We start from the raw sequence: 26783 nt of genomic DNA, 5'->3' as shown, positions 1-26783 counted from the left end.
CGTGGGGGGCTGGGCACAGGCGGTGCGGCTGCTCAGGGGTGGACCGTGAACAGGGCCACGCAGGCGAGCAGCAGCACCGCCCAGCCGAACCAGAGCCAGCCGTTCGGGCCGATCACCACGGTGTAGACGCACACCGCCACCAGCAGCGCCCCGGTGACGCCGGCGACCTGTCGGTTGTGGTGCGCGACCGCCTGGGGGCGGCTGCGGGGGTGCCGTACCGTTCTCGCCATACCGTCCTCCCGGGGAGGCGGCGGCCGGTGCGGCGGCGCGGCCGTCAGCCGGACGCGCGGGCGGTGGCCGCCTCGTCGAACTCGTAGCGCCAGTGCCAGCTGATGCCCCGCACCTGCTTGGACCGGACGTACACCAGTGTGCGCGCGGGGGAGTCGCCGTGCGCGGGGACCGGCACCTTGTAGGTCTTCGGCACGCCGAACATCGGCCCCAGCGGGATGGGGAGGATGCGGCCGTCCAGGGGGCCGCCGACGAATTCGGTGTCCGCGCTCTTCACCCCACCAGGGTCTCACCTCCGCACGGGTGACCGGCGCACACGCCCGGGGCCCGTCCGGCGGATCCTGCCGGGTGCGGGGAGTGTGACCGGAGAGGCACCGCCCCCGGTCATCCGGAGGCCCCGCGCACCCTTATCCTTCCTGTTACGCCCCCGGGGTTCACCCGGGTCAGCGGGCCCCGTACGGGCCGGGCAGGGCGCGGATCCGCGCGCCCTCCGGCCGACCTGGCGCGGACAGCGTGCTGCCGCGACTGCGTACCGTGACCCGGGCGTCGGCCCTCCGGTGACCCCGGTTCCCGGTCGGCAGGGCGTGGACAGCAGGGCCGAGCACCGCCCCGGGAAGCAGCGGGGGGCGCTGTGCGTTGCGTCGGAGTGGTACGTCGAACGCTGTGCCGCACCAGGTACGGCAGTGCGCGGAAGGGGCCCGATGGAAGCCGGCGGCAGGTGGACGACCTGGTGGCAGAAGCGTGAGCGTCAGCGGGCCCGGTCGGGTGACGTGGACGGCCCCGCCGCCCGACTCGATCAGCTGCTCGGCGCGGTGCGCGCCGGATTCCCGCTCGCGCCGGCCGCGCATCCGGCCGGCTACCGCTGTTCCTGCGACCGGGTGGCCTGTCCGGCCCCCGCCCAGCACCCGGTCTCCTTCGCCTGGCAGACCCAGGCCACCACCGATCCCGAGCAGCTCGCCCGCTGGCTCGCCCGCGATCCGCAGACCAACTTCATCACCGCCACCGGGCGCGCCCACGACGTGCTGGACGTCCCGGTCGAGGCCGGCCGGCTGGCCCTGGAGCGGCTGACCGAGCGGGGCGTCGAGGGCCCGGTCGCCGCCGTCGGCGAGGACCGCTACCTGTTCTTCACCGCCACCCGGGGCACCCCGCAGGACGAGGACGAGTGGTGGCCGAGCATCCTCGACTCCACCCCGGACAGCATGTCCGAGCACCCCGGCCTGCGCTGGCACTGCCGCGGCTCGTACACCCTGCTGCCGCCGGCCGCGCTGCCGGACGGCTCGCAGGTGCGGTGGCTGCGCGGGCCCGAGCAGCCGCTGCCGGACCCGCTGCGCGTCCTGGACGTGCTCACCGACGCCTGCACCGAGGTGGGCGCCGTCGCCGAGGAGCAGTGGCTCATCGGCTGAACCGGCGCCCCCGCAGCTCGGCAGCTCGGCGGCTCGGCGGTTTCCAGGGGCCGCCCGGCGCCCGGCCGGGGGTCACGGCAGGGTGAGGACCTCCGCGCCGTCCGCCGTGACCACCAGGGTGTGCTCGAACTGGGCGGTGCGCTTGCGGTCCTTGGTGACGACCGTCCAGCCGTCCGGCCAGATCTCGTAGTCGTAGGTGCCCAGGGTGAGCATCGGCTCGATGGTGAAGGTCATCCCCGGCTTGATCACCTCGGTGGCCCGCTCGCTGTCGTAGTGCGGGATGATCAGGCCGGAGTGGAACGACGTGTTGATGCCGTGCCCGGTGAAGTCCCGCACCACGCCGTAGTCGAAGCGCTTGGCGTAGGACTCGATGACCCGCCCGATCACGTTGATCTGACGGCCGGGCTTGACGGCCTTGATCGCCCGGTTGAGGGATTCGCGGGTCCGCTCGACCAGCAGCCGGGACTCCTCGTCGACATCGCCGACCAGGTAGGTGGCGTTGAGGTCGCCGTGCACCCCGTGGATGTACGCGGTGGCGTCGATGTTGACGATGTCGCCGTCCTGGAGCACGGTCGAGTCCGGGATGCCGTGGCAGATCACCTCGTTGATCGAGGTGCAGACCGACTTGGGGAAGCCGCGGTAGCCGAGGTCGGACGGGTACGCGTCGTGGTCGCACATGTAGGTGTGGGCGACGGCGTCCAGCGCGTCGGTGGTGACGCCGGGGGCGATCAGCTTGGCGGCCTCCGCCATCGCCTGGGCGGCGATCCGGCTCGCGATCCGCATCTTCTCGATCGTCTCGGCGGTCTGCACCTCGGGCCCGGTGTACGGCGTCGGGGCGGGCCGCCCGACGTACTCGGGGCGCGCGATGTGCGCCGGGACCTTGCGGGTGGGGGACTGGATGCCGGGTACGAGAGCCATGGCCGCGAGTCTAACGGCCGCCCCCGGCGCGCCCGGGCGGTGTGCGCGGAGGCCCCGGCCGGGGAATGATCGGTACGACCCCATCGCGTCGACGGGAGGGCACCATGCCCCTGGGATTCCACCGCAAGCCGACCGGAAAGCCCGGCGAGTGGTTCTACTGCATCAAGCACGGCAAGGTCGAGGAGGGGCCGGAGTGCCCCGCCAAGGACCGCCTCGGCCCGTACGACAGCCCGGAGGAGGCCGCGCACGCCCTGCAACTCGCCGACGAGCGCAACCGGGAGTGGCGGCAGGGGGACGAGCGCTGGAACGACACGCCGAAGGACGGCGGCGGCGAGTAGCGGCCGGGGCGGCGGCCGGCTTTCTGCCGTCAAGCCGGCGCCGTCAGCAAGTCGGCGTCAGTCCGTCGCCGCGGCGGCCTCCCGCTCGCCTTGCTGCTCCCGCTCGCGCTGCTGTTCCCGCTCGCGCTCCGCGCGCTCGTGCCCGGCGCGGACGGCGGCGGTGTGCGGGTCGGTGCGGTCGTCGTAGGCGAGCAGCTTGGGCAGCGCGGCGGCCACCGCGAGGACGGCGACGACGCAGATCAGACCGCCGCTCCAGACGGCGGCGCGGACGCCGATCAGCCCGGCCATGGTGCCGGCCCGGACCTGGCCGAGTTGGGGGCCGACGGAGTAGCTGAGCAGTTCGACGCCGGCCATCCGGCCGCGCACCTCGTCCGGGATGGACTGGTTCCACATGGTCGAGCGGGCCAGCCCGCTGATCTCGTCGGCGCCGCCGGCCAGCGCCAGGCCGAGCAGCACCAGCCAGATGCTCCCGGACAGGCCGGCCAGGGCCATGGCCGCGCCCCAGCCGACGGCGGCGACCACCAGCAGCCGGCCGTGCCGGTGGATCCGGGACGTCCAGCCGCTGGTCGCCCCGACCAGCAGGGCGCCGGCCGCGGAGGCCGCGTACATCGGGCCGAGCGCCCAGTCCGCGCCCAACTCGGAGGCCAGGAAGGGGAAGACGGCCACCGGGAAGGCGAACAGCATCGCGCAGAGGTCGATCGTGTAGGTGCCGAGCAGGTCCTTGCGGCTCCACGCGTACCGGATGCCGGTGAGCACCGCCCGCACCGACGGCCGCTCGGCGCCGGTGGCCGGCGGCACCGCCCGGATCCGGACGAGCAGCAGCAGCGAGGCGGCGAAGGTGAGCACGTCCAGCGCGTACGCCGTCCCCACCCCGGAGAACGCCACCACGACGCCGGCCAGCGCCGGCCCGGCCACCGAAGCGGCGTTGCGGTACAGGGAGTTGAGCGCGAACGCGGCGGTCAGGTGCTGGTGCGGGACGATCCGCGGGGTGAGCGAGTCCAGGGCCGGGCGCTGCAACCCGTCGCAGGCCGCGACCAGCGCGGCGACCAGGTAGATCGGCCAGAGCAGCGGGGACGGCAGCAGCGCGTTGAGCAGCAGCAGGCCGGCGAGCAGGCCCAGCCCGGCCTCGGCGCGCAGCACCAGCTTCCGGCGGTCCAGGGCGTCGGCGAGGGCGCCGCCCCACAGGCCGAAGACGATCAGCGGGACGAGCTCGAAGGCGCCGATCAGGCCGACCGCGAAGGAGGAACCGGTCAGCTCCTTGATCTGCATCGGCACGGCGACGTAGGTCAGGTAGCTGCCGAAGCTGGTGACGCAGCCGGAGAGCCAGAGGAAGCGGAAGTCGCGGGAGGCGTGCCAGGGTGAGAGGTCGGGCGCGAGCGAGCGCAGCAGCGTGCGCAACCGTCCGGAGGTGCCGGGGGGATGCGGGGGTTCGTCGTCGTTCACGAACCAGCATCCTCGAACGCGGGTTGCCGGGTTCGCAAAGGGTTTTTCAGCCCGGCACACGGCCGTCACGGTCGGCGTCCGGCCGTCACGGTCGGGCCGGGGTGGGCCGGGGTGGGCCGGGCCCGGCCCGGGCTACCAGCGGCTGATCGCGGGCGGTACGGTCAGCCGGCCGGCGAGTTCGGCGAGCCGGTCCAGCGCGGTGCGGCGGCCCGGGGGCCGCCCGGCGGCGGCGCTGACCAGGTGCTGGGCGAGGTCGAAGGGCTCCTCGTCGGCGGTGCCGACGGCGAGCCGCTCGTGCGCGAGCCCGCCGAGGTCGCCCGGCTCGGCGGGGGCGGTGCCGTCCAGCGCGAGCACGGTCGCGCCGTGCCGACGGGCGTCCTGCACCCGTTCCAGCAGTGTCGGGCCGGCCGCCTCCGGCGCCACCACCAGGACGGTGGCGCCGCGCCCGGCCCCGGTGAGCCGGCGCAGGCCGTGCGCGAGGTGCGCCGGGGCGCCGGCCGGCGGAGCGTGCCGCAGCAGGGTGGGCACCAGTCGGGGGACGGCCGACCAGGCGGCCTCGTCCGCCAGGTGCGCGGCCAGATGCCAGGGCTCGTACGCCTCGGTGCCGACCAGCAGCAGCTCGCCGCCCCCGCGCCGCGACACCGAGCGCCGCAGCGATCCGGCGAAGCCGCCGACCGCCTCCAGCCAGCTGGTGCCCGCCAGGTGCTGCCGGAGTGCCGAAACTCTCACCGCGTCCATGCGGCCCAGAATGTCGCGTCCGGCCGGGGGTTTGACAGGATCGGCCCATGACTTCCCTCGATTCAGCGACAAACCCGGCCCACGAACTGCCGGACGTCTCACAGCTGGTGGTCGGTGTCCTCGGCGGCACCGGCGACCAGGGGCGCGGCCTGGCCCTGCGACTGGCCAAGTCCGGCCAGCAGGTGATCATCGGCTCGCGCGACGCGGCCCGGGCCGAGGCCTCCGCCGCCGAACTGGGCCTCGGCGTGCGTGGCGCCGACAACGCCACCGCCGCCCGGGAGAGCGACGTGGTGATCGTCGCGGTGCCCTGGGACGGGCACGCCGCGACCCTGACCGCGCTGCGCGAGGAACTGGCCGGCAAGATCGTGGTCGACTGCGTCAACCCGCTCGGCTTCGACAAGCAGGGCGCGTACGCGCTGAAGCCGGAGGAGGGCAGCGCCGCCCAGCAGGCCGCCGCGCTGCTGCCGGACTCCCGGGTCACCGCCGCCTTCCACCACCTCTCGGCGGTGCTGCTCCAGGACGAGTCGGTGGAGCAGATCGACACCGACGTCATGGTGCTCGGCGAGGAGCGGGCCGCCACCGACATCGTGCAGGCGCTGGCCGGCCGGATCCCCGGCATGCGGGGGATCTTCGCGGGCCGGCTGCGCAACGCGCACCAGGTGGAGTCGCTGGTGGCCAACCTGATCTCGGTCAACCGCCGCTACAAGGCCCACGCGGGCCTGCGGGTGACGGACGTCTGAGACCGGACCGTCTGAGATCGGACGGTCTGGGAGCGAACGGTCTGGGAGCGGACCGTTCGGGACCGGCCGCTCCGAGATCCGGTCGAGCCGTGTCGGCCTCACCCCTGGACCAGTTCCGGAGGTGAGGTCGGCGACAATGGGTGCGGCCGCAACCCGGCCGACCGCACCCGGCCCTAGGAGCCTCCCGCCATGCCCCGCACGTCCCTCTTCGCCCTGATCGTCGTCGTCCTCGCGCTGGCGGCCGCCGTGGTCTCGCTGACCCAGGGCTTCTGGCTGGGCCTGATCTGGCTCCCGATGGCCGGCGTGGCGAGCAACGTGCTCTGGATGAACCGCCGCCGCGCGAAGATCGCCGAGGCCACGGCCGCCGCCGCGGCAGCCGAGCAGGGCTAGTCGGCTAGTTCTTCCAGAAGCTGAACAGGTACCGGCCGAGCGTCGCGTAGTTCTGGTCCACGCCGAACAGGTTCATCAGGTCGTGGAGGGTCCCGAAGAAGAACGAGTTCACCGAGGGCTGCCACAGCAGCGCGAACACGGCCAGCAGCCCGTACGGCGCGAACGGCTCGACCGCGCGCCGGGTCTTGTACGACAGCCAGGGCTCGACGATCCCGTAGCCGTCCAGCCCGGGCACCGGCAGCAGGTTCAGCAGGGCGGCGCTGAGCTGGAGCAGGCCCAGGAAGCCGAGCGCGGCCGCGAACGGCGAGTAGGGCAGCTCGTAGCCGTTCCAGACCGCGTGCACCGTCGGGTCGTCCAGCCAGCCGGCGCCGATCGGGATCAGCAGCAGGGCCGCGCACGCCAGGTTCACCAGCGGCCCGGCCGCCGAGATCAGGCTGTGCTTGAGCCGGCCCTGGATCCGGTCCCGCTCGATCCAGACCGAGCCGCCGGGCAGGCCGATGCCGCCCATGATCACGAAGACGATCGGCAGCACGAGGCTGAGCAGCACATTGGTGTACTTCAGCGGGTTGAGCGTGAGGTAGCCCTTGGCGCCGACGGTGATGTCGCCGCCGTGCAGCGCGGTGCGGGCGTGCGCGTACTCGTGCAGGCACAGCGAGACCAGCCAGCCCGCCACCACGAACAGGAACACCCCGAACGAGGCATTCCCGTAGCCCGAGTACACCGCCCAGCCGGAGGTGGCGAGGACGGCGAGGAGCACCCAGAACACCGGGCTGATCCGGCGGTCCTCGCTGCGTGAGCGCTGCGTGGCGGCGAAGGTCATGGTGTGGGTGCTCCGGGTGTCCGAGGAAAAGCGGGCAGGGGATCGATCATGCCGGGCGGGCCGGTGACCGGACAAGCCGTCCCGGGTGAACGTCCGAGGGCCCCGTCCGGGTTCCGCCGCGAGTGAGGGGCCCCTGGACAATTGTGCGCCCCGAGCGCCGCCCATCGACCAGAATGGACCGGTGTACTACGGCATCCTCGGGACCACGACGGCCCACCACGACGACGGCACCCCGGTGCCGCTAGGCGGCGCCCGGCTGCGGGCACTGCTCACCGCGCTCGCCCTCCGGCAGGGCCGCCCGGTGCCCGCCGACCTGCTGGTGGACGAGGTGTGGGAGGCCGAGCCGCCCCAGGACTCCTCCGCCGCGCTCCAGACCCTGGTCGGCCGGCTGCGCCGGACGGTCGGCCGGGACGAGATCGGCTCCGGCCCGGCCGGGTACTGGCTGACCGACCCGGCCACCGACCTCGCCGAGTTCCAGCGGCTCGGCGCCGAAGGCCGCCGCGCCCTCGACACCGGGGACCACGCGCTCGCCGCCGACCGGCTGCGCGCCGCCCTGGCGCTGTGGCGCGGCCCCGCCCTGGCCGACCTGCCGGACCGCAGCGGCCCGGCCGCCCGGCTGGAGACCCAGCGCGAGGAGGCCCGCCGCCACCGGATCACCGCCGAGCTCGGGCTCGGCCGGGCCGCCGAACTGGTCGCCGAGCTCACCGAGCTCTGCGAACGGCAGCCGCTGGACGAGCCGTTGCAGCAGCTGATGATCCGGGCGCTGCACGAGAGCGGCCGCACCGCCGAGGCGCTGCGCCACTACGAGCGGACCAGGCGCGCCCTCGCCGACGAGCTCGGCGTCGACCCGGGGCGCCAACTCCAGGCCCTGTACGCCACGTTGCTGACCCCGGCCGAGGTCGAACCGGCGCCCGCCCCCGCGTCGACCGCCCCCGCGCCGGAGCTCATACCGGCCCCGCCGGCCGCCGAACGGTCCGGGGCGCTCCAGCCCCCGCGCGTCGGCGGCAACCTGCGCGGCCGGCTGACCAGCTTCGTCGGCCGCGAGAGCGATCTCGCCGCGCTGCGAGGGACGTTGACGAACAGTCGGCTGGTCACCCTGACCGGCCCCGGCGGCTCCGGCAAGACCAGGCTCTCGATCGAGGCCGGCCGCGCCGAGCAGTCCGCCGGGCACTGGCCGGACGGCGTCTGGGTGGCCGAACTCGCCCCGCTGGAGAGCCCGGACGCGGTGCCCGCCGCCGTGGTCTCCGCACTCGGCCTGCGCGAGATCGTGCTGCACAGCGGCGGCATGGTCGCCGAGGTGATCGAGAAGCGCGCCGAGGACCCGGTGCGCCGGCTGGTCGAGCACTGCGGCCACCGCCGGATGCTGCTCGTCCTGGACAACTGCGAGCACCTGATCCAGGCCGCCGCCGACCTCGCCGACGTCCTGCTCGCCGAGTGCCCCGAACTGACCGTGCTCGCCACCAGCCGGGAGCCGCTCGGCGTGCCCGGCGAGACCGTGCTGCCGGTCGAGCCGCTGCCCGACCCGGTGGCGCTGCGCCTGCTCACCGAGCGCGCCGCCGCCGCCCGCCCCGGCTTCGACCCGGACACCGACCCGGCGGCCTGCGCCGAGATCTGCCGCCGCCTGGACGGCCTGCCGCTGGCCATCGAACTCGCCGCCGCCCGGCTGCGGGTGATGACGGCGCGCCAGATCGCCGACCGCCTGGACGGCCGGTTCGCCCTGCTCACCGCGGGCAGCCGCACCCTGCTGCCGCGCCAGCAGACCCTGCGCGCGGTGGTCGACTGGAGCTGGGACCTGCTGGGCAAGCGCGAACGGGCGGTGCTGCGCCGGCTCTCGGTGTTCGCCGGCGGCTGGCAGCTGGAGGACGCCGAGGCGATCTGCGCCGACGGCACCGAGGTGGTCGGCGGGGAGGTCGCCGACCTGCTGCTGTCGCTGGTCGACAAGTCCCTGCTGGTCGCCGACCTGGACGACGGCAGCCTGCCGCGCTACCGGATGCTGGAGACCATCCACGAGTACGCGACCGAGCGCCTCGCCGAGTCCGAGGAGGAGCGCGACGCGACCGGGGCCCGCCACCTGGCGCACTTCCGGAGCGTCGTCGCCACCGCCTTCCTGAACATGCACGGCCCCCAGCAGCTGCACTGGCTGACGGTGCTGGAGCGCGAGCTGGACAACGTCCGGGCCGCGCTGAGGCGCGCCATCGACCTCGGGGACGAGGAGCAGTCGCTGGTCCTCACCCTCGGCATGAGCTGGTACTGGTCGCTGCGCGGCTACAGCATGGAGGCCCGCGGCTGGTACGACGCCGTCGCGGCGCTCGGGCCGGATCCGTTCGGCCCGCAGCCGCCCGTACCGCTGGAGCGGGACGTGCTCTCGTACGGCCTGCCGATGCCCGAAGGGGTCGTCGAGGAGTCCCGCCGACTGCTCGCGATGTACCGGCTGATGGGCATGTTCGAGGGGAACCTGGACGTGCTCGGCAACCCGGTGGCGATCGCCGTCGCGGAGCAGCTGCTGGACGTCTACACCCCGGAGCTGCCGCAGGCCTACCGGTTCCCGGGCCTGATGCGGGTGTTCGGGGCGTTCCTGGCCGGCCGGCTGGAGCTGATGAAGAGCCTGCTGGACGACGCCGTCCGCGGCTGCGAGGAGCACGGCGGGTTGAACGACCTCGCGTTCATCCTGCAGCTCCGGGCCAAGATGCTGAACGACTGGCCGGGCGGGGCCGACCAGGGAATCCTGGACGGCGCGCGCTCCCTGGAGCTGTACGAGCGGGCCGGCAACCTCTGGGGGGTCTCCCAGGCCCTGTCGGCCCAGGGCGAGTCGCTGGCCAACCGGGGCGATCCGGCGGCCGCCGCCGCAGCGTACGAGCGGGCGATCGAGCTGGCCGAGGAGCTGGGGACACCGCAGGAGGTGCCGATGCTGCGGGTGAACCTCGGCTCCGCCCTGCTGGAGCAGGACATGGAGCACGGAGAGCGGATCATCCGGGAGGCGCTGGCCGGGCTGGACTCCCACAGCCCGGACCACTCCTCCACCGGCGCGCTGCTGTTCGGCGGCCTCACACTCTGCGGCGTCCACATGCTGCGCGGCGAGCACGAGCAGGCGCTGGCCGAGCTCGACCGGATGGAGGCGACCAGCGTCGGCAGCTTCGCCCCGGGGATCGTGACCGGGATGCTGACCACCACCCGGGGCTGGATCACCGCCCGGGCGGGCCGGCCGGACGAGGGGCTCGCGATACTGCGCGAGGGGCGGACGCTGCTCCGTCAGACGGCGAGCACCAGCGGCTTCGGCGAGCAGATGACGGTCATGGTGGTGCCCGCGGTGGTGGGGGTGCTGCGTTCCTTCGCCGAGCGCGACGGCGACCTGGAGCGGGCCCGGCAGGCCACCGTGCTGCACGGGGCGCACCACATGCTGAACGGCCCGAAGGGCGGCTACCTGGACCGCGTCGAGCGCGACCGGGCGGCGGCCTCCCTGCGGGCCCTGCTGGGCGACGCCGCGTTCGAGGCCGCCCACACCGCCGGCCAGGGCCTGACCCCGGAACAGATCCGGGAGCGGATGTACGAGTGGATCAGCTGACCGGCGTCCGTCCCTGGTCACCGGTCAGCCGACACGAGTGGATCGGCTGACCGACGCCCGTCCCTGGTCGTCGGTCAGCCGTCCCGCCGGCCGGCCCCGTCCCCTGGTGCCGACCGGTCGCCCCCCGGCCCTCCCCCGCGGAGGGCCGGCGGCCGTTCTCAGGTCCGCTTGCGGAAGCGGGCGACGGCGAGCGGCGCGAAGATCGCGGTGGTGGCCACCGACCAGATCAGCACGACCATCACCGGGTGGGCCAGCGGCCCCTGGCCGTTGAGCAGGGAGCGGGAGGCGTCGGCGAGCGCCGACAGCGGGTTGACCTTGGTGAAGGCCTGGAGCCAGCCCGGCATGGTGTCGGTCGGCGCGAAGATCGAGCTGCCGAACTGCATCGGCATCAGGACCAGCATGGCCACGCCCTGGACGGCCTGGGCGCTGCGCAGCGCCATGCCCAGCAGCATCGAGACCCAGACGATCGACATGCCGAACACCAGCGACAGGCCGACCGCGGCCACGACCTCCAGCGGACCGGTCTTCACCTCGAAGCCGATGCACATCGCGAAGCCGATCAGGATCACGAAGGAGAGCAGCGCCCGGCAGGTCTCGGCGGCCATCTTGGAGAGCAGGACGGAGGCCCGGCCGATCGGCAGGGTCCGGAAGCGGTCCATCACGCCGGTCTGGAAGTCGCTGTTCAGGCCGGTGCCGACGGCCATCGCGAGGGTGAGGCCGGTCTGCCCGAGCAGGCCGGGGATCATGTACTGCTTGTAGGAGTCCTGGTTGCCGGAGACGGCGCCGCCGAAGACGTAGACGAACAGCACCGTGAAGATGACCGGCATCAGCACGGCGTCGAACATCGACTCCGGGTCGGCCTTGATCCGCATCAGGTTGCGCCGGGTCAGTGCGCCGACGTGGCGGAAGGTGCCGGACAGGCCGACCCGGGAGTCCTCCACCCGGGCGGGGGCGATGGTGGCGGTGGTCATGCGACGGGCTCCTTGGCGAGGCTGGGGGCGGCGTCCGCGGTGTCGGCGGGCTTGCCGGTGATGGTGAGGAAGACCTCGTCGAGGCTGGGCACCTTGGTGTCGATGCCGGCTATCGCGAAGCCGCGGCCGCCGAGCACCCCGATGACGGCGGTCAGCTGCTCGTCGTCGGTGATCGGCACGGCGAGCAGGCCGGTGTCGGTGGAGACGGTGGCGCTGGTGATGCCGCGGTCGTGCAGGCAGCGGGCCATCTCGGGCAGCTCGGCCGGGTGGGCGGCGCGGATCTGGAGGGTCTGGCCGCCGACCTTGGCCTTGAGCTCGGCCACGCCGCCGTTGGCGATCACCCGGCCGCGGTCGATGACGGTCAGCTCGTCGGCGAGCTGCTCCGCCTCCTCCATGTACTGGGTGGTGAGCAGCACGGTGCTGCCCTCGGCGACCATCCGCTGGACCTCGTCCCAGACCTCGTTGCGGGTGCGCGGGTCGAGGCCGGTGGTGGGTTCGTCCAGGTAGAGCACCTTGGGGCGGCCGATCATGCTGGCGGCCAGGTCGAGGCGGCGGCGCATGCCGCCGGAGTAGGTCTTGGCGGTCCGCTTGGCGGCCTCGGTGAGCGAGAAGCGCTCCAGCAGTTCGGTGGCCCGGGCCTTGGCCTCGCGGCGGGGGAGGTCGAGCAGCCGGCCGATCAGGTAGAGGTTCTCGTACCCGGAGAGGAGTTCGTCGACGGAGGCGTACTGCCCGGTGAGGCCGATGGTGCGGCGCAGCTGCTTGGGCTGGCGCAGGACGTCGTAGCCGCCGACGAACGCGGTGCCGGCGTCGGGCTTGATCAGGGTGGAGAGGACCCGGACCAGGGTGGTCTTGCCGGCGCCGTTGGGGCCGAGCACGCCGAGCACGGTGCCCTCGCGGACGGTGAGGTCGACCCCGTCGAGGGCCTTGGTGGTGCCGTAGTGCTTGACGATGCCGCGGACTTCGACGGCGTTGCCCGCGGCGGTCCCCCGGTCGTTCGGGGCGGTGGCGATTCGTGTCATGCCCCCAGGCTGTCCGGCCCGGCTGTCAGCGGGCTGTCATGAGGGGGACGGGTTCGGCGCTGCGCTGTCAGACCGCTGTCACCGGGGGAGCGGGCACGGCAGCGGCCCCGCTCCCCGGGCGGGGGAGCGGGGCCGTCGGGGGGCCGTCAGTGGAAGCTGTGCTCCGCCGCCGGGAAGGCGCCGCCGCGGACGTCCTCGGCGAACGCGCGGGCGGCGTCGCCGAGGACGGTCCGCAGGTCGGCGTACTGCTTGACGAACTTGGGCACCCGGCCCGCCGTCATGCCGGCCATGTCGGTCCAGACCAGGACCTGGGCGTCGGTGTCGGGCCCGCCGCCGATGCCGACGGTCGGGATGGTCAGCTGCTCGGTGACCTGGGCGGCCAGCTCGGCCGGCACCGCCTCCAGCACGACCGCGAAGGCGCCCGACTGCTGGACGGCCTTGGCGTCGCGCAGCAGCTGGTGCGCCGCCTCGTCGCCGCGGCCCTGGACGGGGTAGCCGCCGAAGGCGTGCACGGACTGCGGGGTGAGGCCGATGTGCGCCATCACCGGGACGCCGGCCTCGACCAGCAGCTCGATCGAGCGGGCGCTGCGCTCCCCGCCCTCCAGCTTGACCGCGCCGACCCCGGCCTCCTTCATCAGCCGGGCCGCGTTGCGCATGGCCTGCGCGGGGGACTCCTGGTAGGAGCCGAACGGCAGGTCGGCGACGATCATCGCGCGCTTGGTGCCGCGGACGACGGCGGCGGAGAGCATCACCATCTGATCCATGGTCACCGGCACGGTGGTCTCGTAGCCGAGGTGGCAGTTGCCGGCGGAGTCGCCGACCAGCAGGACGGGGATGCCGGCCTCGTCGAACACCCCGGCGGTGAGGGCGTCGTAGGCGGTGAGCATCGACCACTTCTCGCCGCGCTGCTTGGCGGTGGCGAGGTCGCGGACGGTGATGCGGCGGTTGGTGACCCCGCCGTAGAGGGTGGCGGTCGCCGCCTGGTTCTGGGCAGGCGAAGGCGAAGAAGCGTTCATCGAACGGACTCCTGAAGGGTTGTCGTCTCGTGGCGCCGTACGGCGTCCCCGGATCACCTCCATGCTTGCACGCCCCGGCGTGCGCGCAAAGGGGCGTGCAGGCGCGCGGGTGCGATCTGCGGCACACCGCCGGCCGCCGGCCGGCCGGGCGGGCTTTGCCGCGTTTTTACGAAACGGATTCGTCTCGTATCGAAATGGCCGCTACTCTGGTGCCGGGGGGTTACGAGACGACCATGGCTCGGAATTGCCCGCCAGTGCCACACCACCACGGACGGGAAGACCAATGACCACCGCAGCCGCGCCACCCCGCGTGCCGGAAGCCATCCACCGCCGCCGCTGGGCGATCCTCTGCACCCTGGTGCTCGCCCTGCTCGTCGTCGTCCTCGACAACTCGATCCTCAACGTCGCGATGAAGACCATCGCGACCCCCGCGCCGGTCGGGCTCGGCGCCAGCCAGAGCGACCTGGAGTGGTCGATCAACTCCTACACCCTGGTATTCGCCGGGCTGCTCTTCACCTCCGGCCTGCTCGGCGACCGCTTCGGCCGCAAGCGCGCGCTGCTCGGCGGCATGGTGGTCTTCGGCATCGCCTCGCTGCTCTCCGCGCTGGCCGCCTCGCCCGGTGAACTCGTCGGCTACCGCGCACTGATGGGCGTCGGCGCCGCGCTCGCGATGCCCGCCACGCTGGCCATCATCATGAACGTGTTCGAGCGCTCCGAGCAGCCCAAGGCGATCGGCATCTGGGCCGGCGCGGTCGGCCTGGCCATCGCCATCGGCCCGATCACCGGCGGTCTGCTGATCGAGCACTTCTGGTGGGGCTCGGTCTTCCTGGTCAACGTCCCGATCGTGATCGTCGCGGTGATCGCGATGGTCGTCCTGGTGCCCGAGTCCAAGGACCCCAACCCCGGCAAGCTCGACCCGATAGGCGTGCTGCTGTCGATCATCGGCCTGGTCGCGCTGATCTACGGCATCATCAAGGGCGGCGAGCTGGCCGACTTCACCGCCGCCGAGGCCTGGGTGCCGACGCTGATCGGCGTGCTGGCGCTGGCCGCCTTCGTCTGGTTCGAGCGCCGCACCCGCTTCCCCGCGCTGGACGTCACCTGGTTCCGCAACAAGGTGTTCAGCGCCTCCGTCGTGGTCGTCGGCGTGGTCTTCTTCGCGCTGATGGGCGTCTCCTTCTTCGGCGTCTTCTACATCCAGAGCGTGCGCGGCTACAGCGCGCTCCAGGCCGGCCTGCTGATGCTGCCGCTGGCCATCGCCCAGCTGCTGTTCGCGCCGCGGGCCCGGCTGGTGGTCGACCGCTTCGGCGTCGCCGCCACCGCCGCCGTCGGCATGCTGCTGATCGCGGTCGGCTTCGTCGGCTACACCCTGCTGGGCGTCGACACGCCGATCTGGGTGCTGATCGTGCTCGGCCTGCTGATGGGCACCGGCATGGCGCACGTCATGCCGCCGGTCACCGTCGCGATCATGGCCTCGCTGCCCCGCGAGAAGGCCGGCGCGGGCTCGGCCGTCAACAACACCTTCCGCCAGGTCGGCGGCTCGCTCGGCGTCGCCGTGCTCGGCGCGGTGCTCTCCACCGTCTACCGCGACGGCATGGCCGACACGCTCAACCAGCTGCCCGACGACCTGCGCGGCAAGGCCGGCGAGTCGCTGGAGGCCACCCTGGCCATCGCCGAGCGGATGGGCCCCAAGGGCGCCGCGCTGATCGGCCCGGCCGACGACGCCTTCGTCAGCGCCATGCACGTGGTGGCCTCGCTCTCCGCGGGCATCACGGTGGTCGGCGCGCTGATCGCCTGGTTCCTGCTGCCGCGCCGGTCGGCCGCCCCCGGCGGCCCGGCCGGGAAGGCCGCCGAGCAGCCCGACCAGAGCCGCAAGGCCGTGGCCGCGGACGCCTGACCCGCGATCGCACTGAGCGACAATGGCCCTGTCGCCCGGGTGGACCCCCGGGCGGCAGGGCCGAGGTCCAGGACGGCGGCCGCCACCCGGCCCGGTCCACGGACCACCATCGGAACCCGGTCCACGGACCACCATCGGAAACGGAACGGCGCCCGTGCGCCACGCGGACAGCGAGGGAGTACAGCGGGGATGAAGACGGACACCCCGGCCGCCGGGGCCGGACAGCCCTGCGCCGCCGTACGCCGCGGCCGCCCGCGCAGCGAGGCCGCCGAGCAGGCCATCTTCGCCGCCGTCGAGGACCTGATGGCCGGCGGCACCGCGCTGTCCGAGCTCACCATCGAGGGCATCGCCGCCGCGGCCGGCGTCGGCAAGGCCACCATCTACCGGCGCTGGCCCAACAAGGAGGCCCTGCTGGTCGACGTGGTCAGCAGGCTGGAAGTCCCGATGCCCGCGCCGACCGACGGCACCGCCCGGGACCACCTGATCGAGATGATCGACTACATGCGCCGGCGCGGCCTCGCCAAGCGCTCCCGCTGGGTGCTCAAGGCCGCCCTCGGCCAGATGCAGAGCCTGCCCGACCTGTACAGCGCGTACCGCGACCGGGTGATCAAGCCGCGCCGGGAGGCGGGGCTCGCCCTGATCCGCCGCGCCATGGACGAGGGCGTGCTGCGGACCGACCTCGACGTCGAGCTGCTCGGCGACATGCTGATGGGCCCGATCCTGTACCGCAGCATCCTCTGGGACGACTCCGACCTGGAGGACCCGGACCTGGCCCGCCGGATGGTCGACTCGCTGCTCGAAGGCCTGGCGCCGCACGCGGCCTCCGGCTCCCGCGGCTGAACGCGCTCCCGCGCCCCGGACCCCGCGCCCCGGTCCCGCCCCGGTCCCGTACCCGCAGCGACCTGCACCGACCTGTGTCCGACCCGCGCCCGGCGTGGCCTGGCTCACCAAACCGGGCCACGCCGGAACCCGCTCCGACGGCCCCGCGTCTGTCCCGGCATAGGCTGAGCCGGGTATCCGATCAAACCGGCACCAGTCCGGCACCCGCCCGTACCGCACGGGCCGGACACCGGACCGGCGACGGCACGAACAACGGGAGCCACGGATGACGCAGGCGGACAGGACCGACCGGAGCACGGCCGGCCCCTGGGGCGAGACGGGCGCCCCGGCCCCCGCGGGCCGTCCCGGAGGATTCCTGGGCCTGCGGCACTGGGGCCGGGACGGCCGCGGCGCCACCACCTGGCGGCGCGGCCTGGTCGTCGCGGTGCTGGCCGTGCTCGCCGCCCTGCTGATGGCCCTCCACGCCGACGTCCCCAACAGCGCCGGCAACCTCGGCAGCCTGCTGGAGACCTTCCTGCCCTGGATCGGCCTGGCCGTCCCGGTGCTGCTGGTCCCCGCGCTGCTGCGCCGCTCCGCCACCGCGCTGATCGCGCTGCTGCTGCCCGTCGCGATCTGGCTCAACCTGTTCGGCGGCCTGCTCAGCGACAAGAGCGGCGGCACCGGCGACTGGACGGTGGTCAGCCACAACGTCGCCGCCGCCAACCCCGACGTGCCGGGCACCGTCCGCGGCCTGGTGGCCTCCGGCGCCCAGATCGTCGCCCTCCAGGAACTGGCCGGCAAGCCGCTGCGCGACTACGAGAGCGGGCTCGCCGAGGCGTACCCGTACCACGAGGTGGAGGGGACGGTCGGCCTCTGGTCGAAGTACCCGATCAGCGGAGTCTCGCCGGTGGACCTCAAGATGGGCTGGACCAGGGCGTTCCGGGCCCAGGTCGCCACCCCGCAGGGCCCGGTCGCGGTGTACGTCGCGCACCTGCCGTCGGTGCGGCTGAAGGCCGAGGGCGGCTTCACCGTCGACCAGCGGGACGTCAGCGCGCAGGCGCTCGGCGACGCGATCCAGGCTGAGCCGGTGAAGAAGGTCCTGCTGCTCGGCGACCTCAACGGCACCATGAACGACCGCAGCCTGGCGCCGGTCACCTCGCAGATGCGCTCGGCCCAGGGCGCCGCCGGGGACGGCTTCGGCTTCAGCTGGCCGGCGTCCTTCCCGATGGCCCGGATCGACCAGATCATGAGCAAGGGCGGCCTCGCGCCGGTCGACTCCCGCACCCTGCCCCGGGACGGCAGCGACCACCTCGCGGTGGCCGCCACCTACCGGTTCGGCTAGCCCCTGGGCCCTGTCCTGGTCAGCCCCGCCGCCAGCGGTTGGTGATCGGCAGGCGGCGGTCCCGGCCGAAGTTCTTGACCGAGATCTTGGGGCCCGGCGGGTACTGCCGCCGCTTGTACTCGGCGGTGTCGACCAGCCGGACCACCCGGTCCACCACGGCCGGGTCGAAGCCGGCCGCGACGATCGCGTCCCGCCCCTCGTCGCCCTCGATGTAGCGGGCCAGCACGCTGTCCAGCAGGTCGTAGTCGGGCAGTGAGTCGCTGTCCTTCTGGTCCGGCCGCAGCTCGGCGGACGGCGGCTTGGAGATGGTGTTCTCCGGGATCGGCGGCACCTCGCCGCGCCGTCCGGCCTCCTCGTTGCGCCAGTGGGCCAGCCGGAAGACCAGCGACTTGTAGACGTCCTTGATCGGCCCGAACGCGCCCACCGAGTCGCCGTACAGGGTCGAGTAGCCGACGGCCAGCTCGCTCTTGTTGCCGGGCGCGAGCACGATGTGCCCCTCCTGGTTGGAGATCGCCATCAGCAGGGTGCCGCGCAGCCGGGACTGCAGGTTCTCCTCGGCCAGGCCGGTCAGCTCGGTCGCGCCCAGGTAGGCGTCGAACATCGGGGCGATGGAGACGGTGCGGTAGTGCAGCCCGGTCCGGCGGGCCAGCTCGGCTGCGTCGTCCCGGGAGTGCTGCGAGGAGTAGCGGCTGGGCATGGAGACGCAGTGCACGTTCTCGGCGCCGATCGCGTCCACCGCGATGGCGGCCACCAGTGCCGAGTCGATGCCGCCGGAGAGGCCGATCAGCACCGAACGGAAGCCGTTCTTGGTGACGTACGCCCGGGTGCCGGAGACCAGCGCGGCCCAGATCTCCGCCTCGTCGGACAGCCGCGGCGCCACCTCGGGGGCCGGGGCGTGCGCGGGCGCGGCCTGCGGCTCGCCGCCCAGGTCGGTGCGGACGAGGTGCAGCCCGTCGCTCAGCAGCAGGCCGTCGGTGTGGTCGTCGCCGGCGGCCGGCAGGTCGAGGTCCAGCACCAGCAGGTGCTCCTCGAACTGCGGGGAGCGGGCCAGCACCTCGCCGTCCGCGCCGACCACGATCGAGTCGCCGTCGAAGACCAGCTCGTCCTGGCCGCCGACCATGTTGACGTAGGCCAGCGGGCAGCCCGCCTCGGCGGCCCGGCGCCGGACCAGCTCCAGCCGCTGGTCGTCCTTGTTCCGCTCGTACGGCGAGCCGTTGACCACCAGCAGCAGCCCGGCCCCGGCCTCGCGGGCCGCGGTGACCCGGCCGCCGTCCTGCCAGATGTCCTCGCAGATGGCCAGCGCGACGTCCACTCCGTGCAGCCGCAGCACCGGCAGCTGCTCGCCCGGGACGAACCAGCGGTACTCGTCGAACACGCCGTAGTTGGGCAGGTGGTGCTTGGCGAAGCGGGTCACCACCTCGCCCCGGTGCAGCACGGCGGCGCAGTTCTGCGGGGAGCCGGCCGGGCGGCCGAACCTCGGCGAGGCGTGCTCGGAGCGTCCGAGGTAGCCGACCACCACCGGCACCTCGCCCAGCCCGTCGGCGGCCAGCCGCCCGGCCAGCTCGACCAGCGCGCCCCGGGACGCCTCGACGAAGGAACTGCGCAGGGCGAGGTCCTCGACGGGGTAGCCGGTCAGGGCCATCTCGGGGAAGGCGACCAACTGGGCGCCGGCCTCCACGGCCTGCCTGGTCCAGCGCACCACCTCATCGCTGTTGCGGGCGATGTCACCGACCCAGGGGTCGATCTGGCTCAGGGCGAGACGGAGATTGGGCATGCCCCCGAGTGTAATCGTCGATCTGACGCAATGTGCTGTCCGGGGGGTCGGACCGGGGTCCGGACTGCCGTCCCGCGCGGTGATCGGCCATGATGGGGGCAGCCGCGTCCGGGGGTCTTCCGGGCGTAACACGAGCGTAAAGAGCAGAGGTGAGACTGTCCCCATGGGCAAGCAGCAGCAGTTCGTGCTTCGGACGCTTGAGGAGCGTGACATCCGGTTCGTCCGGCTGTGGTTCACCGACGTGCTCGGGTTCCTGAAGTCGGTCGCGGTGGCTCCGGCCGAACTGGAGCAGGCCTTCGAGGAGGGCATCGGCTTCGACGGCTCGGCGATCGAGGGCTTCGCCCGGGTCTACGAGTCCGACATGATCGCCAAGCCGGACCCGACCACCTTCCAGATCCTGCCGTGGCGCTCGGAGACCCCCGGCACCGCCCGGATGTTCTGCGACATCCTGATGCCCGACGGCTCGCCGTCCTACGCCGACCCCCGGTTCGTGCTCAAGCGCACCCTGGAGAAGGCCTCCGCCCAGGGCTTCACCTTCTACACCCACCCCGAGATCGAGTTCTTCCTGCTGAAGAACCTGCCCGGCGACGGCACCCCGCCGATCCCCGCCGACCAATCCGGCTACTTCGACCACACCCCGCGCGGGGTCGGCCACGACTTCCGCCGACAGGCCATCACCATGCTGGAGTCGATGGGCATCTCGGTGGAGTTCTCCCACCACGAGGGCGCCCCCGGCCAGCAGGAGATCGACCTGCGCTACGCCGACGCGCTGTCCACCGCCGACAACATCATGACCTTCCGTCTGGTCATGAAGGAGGTCGCGCTGGAGCAGGGCGTGCACGCCAGCTTCATGCCCAAGCCGTTCTCCGACCACCCCGGTTCGGGCATGCACACCCACCTGTCGCTGTTCGAGGGCGACCGCAACGCCTTCCACGAGACCGGCGCCGAGTACCAGCTCTCCAAGGTCGGCCGCTCCTTCATCGCCGGCCTGCTCAAGCACGCCGCCGAGACCGCCGCCGTCACCAACCAGTGGGTGAACTCCTACAAGCGGATCTGGGGCGGCTCCCAGCGCACCGCCGGGGCCGGCGGCGAGGCCCCGTCCTACATCTGCTGGGGCCACAACAACCGCTCGGCGCTGATCCGGGTGCCGATGTACAAGCCCGGCAAGCAGGGCTCCACCCGGATCGAGGTCCGCTCCCTGGACACCGGCTGCAACCCGTACCTCGCCTACGCCGTCACCCTCGCGGCCGGCCTCAAGGGCATCGAGGAGGGCTACGAGCTCCCGCCGGGCGCCGACGACGACGTCTGGGCGCTGACCGACTCCGAGCGCCGCGCCCTCGGCATCCAGCCGATGCCGCAGAACCTCGGCGAGGCGATCGACCTGATGCAGCGCAGCGAGCTCGTCGCCGAGACCCTCGGCGAGCACGTCTTCGACTTCTTCCTGCGCAACAAGCGGCAGGAGTGGGAGGAGTACCGCTCCGAGGTGACACCGTTCGAGCTGCGCAAGAACCTCCAGGTGCTCTGAGCGCCTGAGCGGCTCAAACACCTTCGGGCCCGCTGTCGTTCGATCGGATGACAGCGGGCCGTCCGCTCGGGTGGATCGTTTCCCCAATGGCGGTATGTGAAGATCCTGTGACGGACAGTTGTGGTCCGATGGGCGTGCTCGTCCGTTCCGTCCCGAGAGGATCCCATGCCCTCCTCCGCTGTCAGCCGCGCCGCCGCGGCCCGCCTGCTCGCCCGCCGGACCGTCGTCGCGGGCGCCGCCCTCGCCGCCGTCGCGAGCCAGCTGCTGGCCACCCCGATCGCCGACGCCCGTGGCTCCGGCTCCGGCTCGTCGAACCCGCACCCGCGCGCCGAGACCATCGCCGAGAACCCGCTGCCGTTCACCACCCGCTTCCAGGGCGACTTCCACGGCTCCGTCACCAGGATCAGCAACTCGCTGATGACCTGTGACGAGACCAAGGCACCCCTCGACCCGGAGCAGCCGCCCTGCGAGGACGCCCGCAAGGGCCTCGGCAGCATGCCGATCAACAACAAGTACGAGATGAAGTACATCAACATCGACCCGGGCTCCATCGGCCCGCTCGGTGACCCGATCTACTCCGCCAGCTCCGCCGACCTCGGCCTGATCGACGGCTCCAAGGTCAAGTACGCCCGGCTGTACTGGGGCGGCACCCGCGGCATCGGCGACACCGTGCTGCCGGAGAACCAGATCGACGAGGTGTACCTCAAGGTCCCGGGCGAGAAGCAGTACCGGGACATCGCCAACGACCAGCCGTCCATCGGCTACATCACCACCGACGTGGAGAGCAGCTACCAGGCCTCCGCCGACATCACCGACCTGGTCAGGAACGCCGGCAACGGCACCTACACCGTCGCCAACATGGACTCGGTGGTGAAGCCGCACAGCTGGGGCGGCTGGACGATCGTCGTCGCGTACGAGAACGACTGCAAGCCGATGCGGCACATCCACCTGTGGGACGGCTTCCAGGTCGAGCTGCCGGACAGCCCGACGCGGCAGATCAAGCTCGCGGGGCTGCAGACGCCGCAGAGCGGTCAGCTCCACGGCAAGCTCGGCTGGGTGGTCTACGACGGCGACCTCAAGTGGACCGGCGACACCCTGTCGGTCAAGTCCACCAACGGGCCCGAGACGCTGTTCTCCGACATCAACCACGCGCCGAACGACGCCTTCAACTCCACCATCGAGGAGTTGACCCCGGAGGACCAGTTCGTCCGCAACCCGTACAACCGCAACAACTTCGGCTACGACTCCAACCGCTGGGACATCTCGCCGTACCTGCGCAACGGGGACACCGACCTCACCGCCACCTTCAACACCCAGAAGGACGGCTACGACATCGGCGTCTTCTACGCCTACGTCAACCTGGACGGCTCCACCGACGCCTGACCGGCCGCCGCCCGGCGCCGCTGCCGCCCCACCCGCACCACGCGGGCCGGCAGCGGCGCCGCCGCGTTCCCGCCGGGCCGGCGCGGCGAGCCGCGCAGCAGCCGCTCGCACGGCCGCTCCACCCAGCGGTACAGGCCCGCCGCCGCCGCCAGCGACCCCCCGGCCAGCAGCAGCCAGACCCCGAGCGCCGCCGCCCCGGGCGCCGGGCGGCCCAACTCGGCGAGCCAGCAGCGGATGCCGATCTCGTGCACCAGGTACCAGGCGTAGGACCACTCGCCGAGCCGCACCGCCGTCCGTCCGGCCAGCCCCCGCCCGGCCGGCCCCCGTCCGTTTGGCAGCCGGGGCGCCGCACCGGCCGCGTCCCGCTGGGCCGCCGCCACCAGCAGCGCCGCGAACAGCGCCGCCGGCACCAGCTGGGAGGCGCTGTACGGGCCCCACCACAGCGCGTCCGGGACGGCCGCGTGCCAGGGCGCCAGCAGCAGGTGCCAGCCCGCCACCGCCGCGGCCGCCGCGCCGAGCCGCACCCGGGGGACCATCCCGTGCCGCACCGCCAGCCCGACCGCCACCCCGAGCACGAACTGCGGGGTACGGGCCAGCGGCAGGTAGTCCAGCAACCAGCCGCGCACCGTCGGATCGGCCGGCAGCAGCGGGCCCGCCGCCCACAGCGCCGGGCCGAGCGCCGCGCACACCGCCGCCACCGGCAGCCAGGCCCGGCGGCGCGGCGCCAGCAACCGCAGCAGCAGCGGGAACAGCAGGTAGAACCAGGCCTCGGCGCCCAGCGACCAGGACGCCGGATTGCCGCCGTACACCGTCGCCTGCGCCCACGGATGCACCAGCAGCAGCGACCAGAGCGCGGCCGCCACCGGCAGCGCCGTGCCGATCGCGGCGTCCGCGCCCAGCGACAGCACGGTGCTCAGCACGTGCAACGGCCAGATCCGGGCGAACCGGCGGCGGGCGAACGCCCCGGCGGGGACGGGCGAGCCGCCGTACGTCCAGGCCAGGACGAAACCGGACAGGACGAAGAAGAACGTCACCCCCGAACGCCCGTACCAGGCGAGCGGGTCGAGCACCGGCAGCCCGCCGACCTTGCGGGACAGGTGGTAGAGCACCACCAGCAGGGCCGCCCAGAAGCGCAGCCCGGTGAGCGAGGGCAGGCGGCTGGGCATCGGCGCTCCGGAACGGGGACGGGATGGAACGGGATGGGACGGGATAGGACGGGGTGGCACGGTCGGCGCCGGGAGAACGAGCGCGGCGGGCCCGAGGTCACGGACGGACGGCGCGGCGCGCGGCGGCGGGCCGTCCGGCGGTCGTGTCCGGCGCCGGGCCGTCAGGGCGCGTAACCTGCTGGGGCGGACGGATGGAGGGGCCATGGCGGTGGACGAACAGCGGGCCGGGAGCCGGGTCAGCCGGCCGGAGATCAGACTGGTCAGGCGCGGGTTCACCGACCCGGCGCAGGCGGTGCGGCTGCTGGCGGGCCCCGGCCTGGAAGGCCTGGCCGACGACCCCGTGCTGCTGGACGCGCTCGGCGCCACCGCCGACCCCGACCTCGCCCTGCTCGGCCTGGCCCGGCTGCTGGAGGCCGCCGACCAGGCCGAACGGCACACCCTGCGCGACACCCTCACCACCTCCAAGCCGCTGCGCGACCGGCTGCTCGGCGTGCTCGGCGTCTCCACCGCGCTCGCCGACCACCTGGCCCGGCACCCGCACGACTGGCACATGCTGGTCACCTTCGAGCTGCGCGACATGCACCCCGGCCCGGAGGACTTCCGCCGCGCGCTCGCCGAGGGCGTCCGGCGCGGCCGGGAGGGCGGCCGCAGCCCGGCGGACGCGCTGCGCGTCGCCTACCGCCGCTGCCTGCTTGCCATCGCCGCCCGCGACCTCACCGGCACCACCGACCTCGCGCAGACCGCCGCCGAACTCGCCGACCTGGCCGGCGCCACCCTGCAGACCGCCCTGGACCTCGCCGCCGAGCAGGACCAGGACGCCGCCCGGGCCTGCCGGCTCGCCGTGATCGGCATGGGCAAGTGCGGCGGCCGCGAACTCAACTACGTCTCCGACGTGGACGTCATCTTCGTCGCCGAGCCGCGCGAGGGCGTGGACGAGCACGAGGCCGTCAAGGCCGCCACCCGGCTCGCCGCCGCCCTCACCCGGCTCTGCGCGGACACCACCGGCGAGGGCACCATCTGGCCGGTGGACGCCAACCTGCGCCCCGAGGGCCGCAACGGCCCGCTGGTGCGCACCCTGGCCAGCCACCTCGCCTACTACCAGCGCTGGGCCAAGACCTGGGAGTTCCAGGCGCTGCTCAAGGCCCGCCCGGTCGCCGGGGACGCCGAACTCGGCGCCGCCTACCTGGAGGCGCTGGCCCCGATGGTCTGGCAGGCCGCCGCCCGGGACAACTTCGTCACCGACGTGCAGCAGATGCGCCGCCGGGTCATCGACTCGATCCCCGCCACCGAACTGGACCGCCAGCTCAAGCTCGGCCCCGGCGGGCTGCGCGACGTCGAGTTCTCCGTCCAACTGCTCCAACTGGTGCACGGCCGCACCGACCCTGCTCTGCGCAGCGGCAACACCCTGGAGGCGCTGGCCGCGCTCTCCCGCGGCGGGTACGTCGGCCGGGCGGACGCCGTCTCGCTGGACACCGCCTACCGCTTCCTGCGCTCCCTGGAGCACCGGATCCAGCTCTACCGGCTGCGCCGCACCCACCTGATGCCCACCGGCGCGGAGGACCTGCGCCGGCTGGCCCGCTCGCTGGCCGCGCTGATCAACGACGACACCCGCTCCGACCCGGTGGCCGCGCTGCAGCGCGAGTGGAAGCGGCACGCGGTGGAGGTCCGGCGGCTGCACGAGAAGCTGTTCTACCGGCCGCTGCTCGACGCCGTCGCCGAACTGCCGCCGGGCGCGGCCGGGTTGACCCCGGATGCGGCCCGGGCCCGGCTGGAGGCGCTGGGCTACGCGGACCCGGCCGCCGCGCTGCGTCACCTCAGCGCGCTCGCCTCCGGGGTGAGCCGCAAGGCCGCGATCCAGCGCACCCTGCTGCCGGTGCTGCTCGGCTGGTTCGCCGACTCGGCCGACCCGGACGCCGGGCTGCTCAACTTCCGCCAGGTCTCCGACGCGCTCGGCCGCACCCCCTGGTACCTGCGGCTGCTGCGCGACGAGAGCGCCGCCGCCGAGCAGCTGGCCCGGGTGCTGTCGGCCGGCCGGCTCGCCCCCGACCTGCTGCTGCGCGCCCCCGAGGCGGTCGCCATGCTGGGCGACCCGCAGGGCCTGGCGCCGCGCGGCCGGGCCGCCCTGGAGCAGGAGATACTGGCCGCCGTCGGCCGGGCCGGATCCACCGCGGCGGCCGTCGCCGCCGCCCGCTCGGTGCGCCGCCGGGAGCTGTTCCGCACCGCCGCCGCGGACGTCCTGGGCCGGCTCGGCGAGGACCCGGCCGAGGCGCTGGACACCGCGGGGGAGGCGCTGACCGCGCTGAACGCCGCCACCCTCCAGGGCGCGCTGCGCGCCTGCACGGCCGGCTGGGAGGCCGAGCACGGCGACCTGCCGACCCGGATCGCGGTGATCGCGATGGGCCGGTTCGGCGGCCACGAGCTGGGCTACGGCTCGGACGCCGACGTGCTCTTCGTCCACGAGCCGCTGCTCGGCTCGCTGGAGCAGGACGCCGCCCGGGCCGCCCAGGCGGTCTGCAACGAGCTGCGGACGCTGCTCGGCGCGCCGTCCACCGAGCCGCCGCTGCTGGTCGACGCCGACCTGCGGCCGGAGGGGCGCAGCGGCCCGCTGGTGCGCACCCTCGCCTCGTACGCGGCGTACTACCGGCGCTGGTCGCACGCCTGGGAGAGCCAGGCGCTGCTGCGCGCCGAGCCGGTGGCCGGGGACGAGGAGCTGGGCGCGCGGTTCCGGCAGCTGATCGACCCGCTGCGCTACCCGGGCGTCGGGGTGCCGGAGCGGGACCTGGTGGAGATCCGCCGGATCAAGGCGCGGATCGAGGCCGAGCGGCTGCCGCGCGGCGCCGACCCGACCACGCACACCAAGATCGGCCGCGGTGGGCTGGCCGACGTGGAGTGGACGGTGCAACTGTTCCAGCTCCAGCACGGGCACGAGCTGCCGGCCCTGCGCACCACCCGGACCAGGGCCGCGCTGGCGGCCGCCGCCGAAGCCGGGCTGGTCGGGCGGTCGGACGCGCAGGTGCTGGACGCGGCCTGGGTGCTGGCCTCCCGGGTGCGCTCGGCGGTGATGCTGGTGCGCGGCCGGCCCGGCGACAGCTTCCCCGGGGAGGCCCGGGAGCTGGCCGGGGTGGCCCGCTACCTCGGGTACGGCGCCGGGCACAGCGGCGAGCTGGTGGACGACTACCGGCGGACCACCCGGCGGGCCCGGGCGGTGGTGGAGCGGCTGTTCTACGGCGGCTGAGACCGGGGGCTGAGGCCGGCGTCGAGGCCGGCGGCCGAGGCCCGGGCACGCGAAAGGGG

At 73.6% G+C, this 26783-nt stretch carries 22 protein-coding genes; 11 read left to right on the top strand and 11 right to left on the bottom strand.

All coding sequences use genetic code 11. From position 1 onward, the window contains the following. Positions 1-32: 32 nt before the first annotated feature. Together AB0R04_RS17995 and AB0R04_RS17990 are read right to left on the bottom strand one after the other, a co-directional pair. Positions 33-230 (bottom strand): hypothetical protein, encoded by a 198-nt coding sequence (locus AB0R04_RS17995; RefSeq protein WP_363372209.1) that lies wholly within the window; start codon positions 228-230, stop codon positions 33-35. A gap of 44 nt (positions 231-274) precedes the next feature. Beyond that, a complete protein-coding gene (locus tag AB0R04_RS17990) occupies positions 275-505 on the bottom strand; it encodes a hypothetical protein (RefSeq protein WP_063347363.1) in 231 nt (76 codons plus the stop codon). Between the two features lie 424 nt (positions 506-929). Here AB0R04_RS17990 and AB0R04_RS17985 point away from each other — a divergent pair, with 424 nt between their 5' ends. After that, complete coding sequence (locus tag AB0R04_RS17985) at positions 930-1631, top strand: bifunctional DNA primase/polymerase (RefSeq protein ID WP_363372206.1); 702 nt, start codon at positions 930-932, stop codon at positions 1629-1631. A 72-nt stretch (positions 1632-1703) separates the two neighbouring features. Here AB0R04_RS17985 and map read toward each other — a convergent pair whose 3' ends face one another. Next, positions 1704-2549, bottom strand: coding sequence for a type I methionyl aminopeptidase (gene map / locus AB0R04_RS17980; protein ID WP_063347361.1), 846 nt, complete (start codon positions 2547-2549; stop codon positions 1704-1706). 104 nt (positions 2550-2653) lie between these two features. Here map and AB0R04_RS17975 point away from each other — a divergent pair, with 104 nt between their 5' ends. Beyond that, a complete protein-coding gene (locus AB0R04_RS17975; protein ID WP_063347360.1) occupies positions 2654-2887 on the top strand; it encodes a hypothetical protein in 234 nt (77 codons plus the stop codon). 57 nt (positions 2888-2944) lie between these two features. Here AB0R04_RS17975 and AB0R04_RS17970 read toward each other — a convergent pair whose 3' ends face one another. Together AB0R04_RS17970 and AB0R04_RS17965 are read right to left on the bottom strand one after the other, a co-directional pair. Then, the gene (locus AB0R04_RS17970) at positions 2945-4330 is read right to left on the bottom strand and encodes an MFS transporter (protein WP_363372202.1); all 1386 of its coding nucleotides are present in this window, start codon (positions 4328-4330) and stop codon (positions 2945-2947) included. Between the two features lie 132 nt (positions 4331-4462). Then, positions 4463-5068, bottom strand: a complete 606-nt coding sequence (locus AB0R04_RS17965) for a hypothetical protein (RefSeq protein ID WP_363372200.1) — start codon at positions 5066-5068, stop codon at positions 4463-4465. Between the two features lie 47 nt (positions 5069-5115). On the opposite strand from AB0R04_RS17965, the gene npdG reads away from it, so the two are divergent. After that, complete coding sequence (gene npdG, locus AB0R04_RS17960) at positions 5116-5808, top strand: NADPH-dependent F420 reductase (RefSeq protein ID WP_363372197.1); 693 nt, start codon at positions 5116-5118, stop codon at positions 5806-5808. Between the two features lie 189 nt (positions 5809-5997). Continuing rightward, positions 5998-6198 (top strand): hypothetical protein, encoded by a 201-nt coding sequence (locus AB0R04_RS17955; protein ID WP_363372195.1) that lies wholly within the window; start codon positions 5998-6000, stop codon positions 6196-6198. Between the two features lie 4 nt (positions 6199-6202). On the opposite strand, the gene AB0R04_RS17950 is transcribed toward AB0R04_RS17955, so the two are convergent. Next, entirely contained in the window at positions 6203-7018 is an 816-nt protein-coding gene (locus AB0R04_RS17950) for a site-2 protease family protein (RefSeq protein ID WP_363372193.1), read from the bottom strand. A 181-nt stretch (positions 7019-7199) separates the two neighbouring features. Between AB0R04_RS17950 and AB0R04_RS17945 the strand changes: the two genes are divergently transcribed. Continuing rightward, positions 7200-10580, top strand: a complete 3381-nt coding sequence (locus AB0R04_RS17945; protein WP_363372191.1) for a BTAD domain-containing putative transcriptional regulator — start codon at positions 7200-7202, stop codon at positions 10578-10580. 158 nt (positions 10581-10738) lie between these two features. Here AB0R04_RS17945 and AB0R04_RS17940 read toward each other — a convergent pair whose 3' ends face one another. The 3 genes from AB0R04_RS17940 to panB form a co-directional block, all read right to left on the bottom strand. Next, positions 10739-11551 (bottom strand): ABC transporter permease, encoded by an 813-nt coding sequence (locus AB0R04_RS17940; protein ID WP_363372188.1) that lies wholly within the window; start codon positions 11549-11551, stop codon positions 10739-10741. Next, the gene (locus AB0R04_RS17935; protein ID WP_363372185.1) at positions 11548-12570 is read right to left on the bottom strand and encodes an ATP-binding cassette domain-containing protein; all 1023 of its coding nucleotides are present in this window, start codon (positions 12568-12570) and stop codon (positions 11548-11550) included. Before AB0R04_RS17935 ends, AB0R04_RS17940 begins: the two co-directional genes overlap by 4 nt. Positions 12571-12716: 146 nt before the next feature. Then, entirely contained in the window at positions 12717-13586 is an 870-nt protein-coding gene (panB, locus tag AB0R04_RS17930) for a 3-methyl-2-oxobutanoate hydroxymethyltransferase (protein WP_063347352.1), read from the bottom strand. Between the two features lie 283 nt (positions 13587-13869). On the opposite strand from panB, the gene AB0R04_RS17925 reads away from it, so the two are divergent. The 3 genes from AB0R04_RS17925 (at position 13870) to AB0R04_RS17915 (ending at position 17641) form a co-directional block, all read left to right on the top strand. Next, entirely contained in the window at positions 13870-15480 is a 1611-nt protein-coding gene (locus AB0R04_RS17925; RefSeq protein WP_363372182.1) for an MFS transporter, read from the top strand. Between the two features lie 189 nt (positions 15481-15669). Then, positions 15670-16320, top strand: coding sequence for a TetR/AcrR family transcriptional regulator (locus tag AB0R04_RS17920; RefSeq protein ID WP_063347350.1), 651 nt, complete (start codon positions 15670-15672; stop codon positions 16318-16320). Between the two features lie 451 nt (positions 16321-16771). Then, a complete protein-coding gene (locus AB0R04_RS17915) occupies positions 16772-17641 on the top strand; it encodes an endonuclease/exonuclease/phosphatase family protein (protein WP_244293605.1) in 870 nt (289 codons plus the stop codon). A 19-nt stretch (positions 17642-17660) separates the two neighbouring features. On the opposite strand, the gene AB0R04_RS17910 is transcribed toward AB0R04_RS17915, so the two are convergent. Then, a complete protein-coding gene (locus AB0R04_RS17910) occupies positions 17661-19415 on the bottom strand; it encodes an NAD+ synthase (RefSeq protein ID WP_363372178.1) in 1755 nt (584 codons plus the stop codon). Between the two features lie 163 nt (positions 19416-19578). Here AB0R04_RS17910 and glnA point away from each other — a divergent pair, with 163 nt between their 5' ends. Continuing rightward, positions 19579-20940, top strand: coding sequence for a type I glutamate--ammonia ligase (gene glnA / locus AB0R04_RS17905; RefSeq protein ID WP_063347345.1), 1362 nt, complete (start codon positions 19579-19581; stop codon positions 20938-20940). Positions 20941-21105: 165 nt separating this feature from the next. After that, positions 21106-22323 carry a hypothetical protein gene (locus AB0R04_RS17900; protein ID WP_363372175.1) on the top strand — a complete coding sequence of 406 codons (1218 nt, stop codon included), beginning with the start codon at positions 21106-21108 and terminating at the stop codon, positions 22321-22323. On the opposite strand, the gene AB0R04_RS17895 is transcribed toward AB0R04_RS17900, so the two are convergent. After that, the gene (locus AB0R04_RS17895; RefSeq protein WP_363372172.1) at positions 22290-23489 is read right to left on the bottom strand and encodes an acyltransferase; all 1200 of its coding nucleotides are present in this window, start codon (positions 23487-23489) and stop codon (positions 22290-22292) included. The genes AB0R04_RS17900 and AB0R04_RS17895 overlap by 34 nt on opposite strands. Positions 23490-23691: 202 nt before the next feature. On the opposite strand from AB0R04_RS17895, the gene AB0R04_RS17890 reads away from it, so the two are divergent. Beyond that, entirely contained in the window at positions 23692-26724 is a 3033-nt protein-coding gene (locus AB0R04_RS17890; protein WP_363372170.1) for a bifunctional [glutamine synthetase] adenylyltransferase/[glutamine synthetase]-adenylyl-L-tyrosine phosphorylase, read from the top strand. The last annotated feature ends 59 nt before the right edge of the window (positions 26725-26783 follow it).

The organism is Kitasatospora sp. NPDC056731 (assembly GCF_040687675.1).
Lineage (GTDB): Bacteria > Actinomycetota > Actinomycetes > Streptomycetales > Streptomycetaceae > Kitasatospora.
The sequence above is the reverse complement of the archived record's forward strand: the minus strand, read 5'-3'. Positions and strand labels throughout refer to the sequence as shown.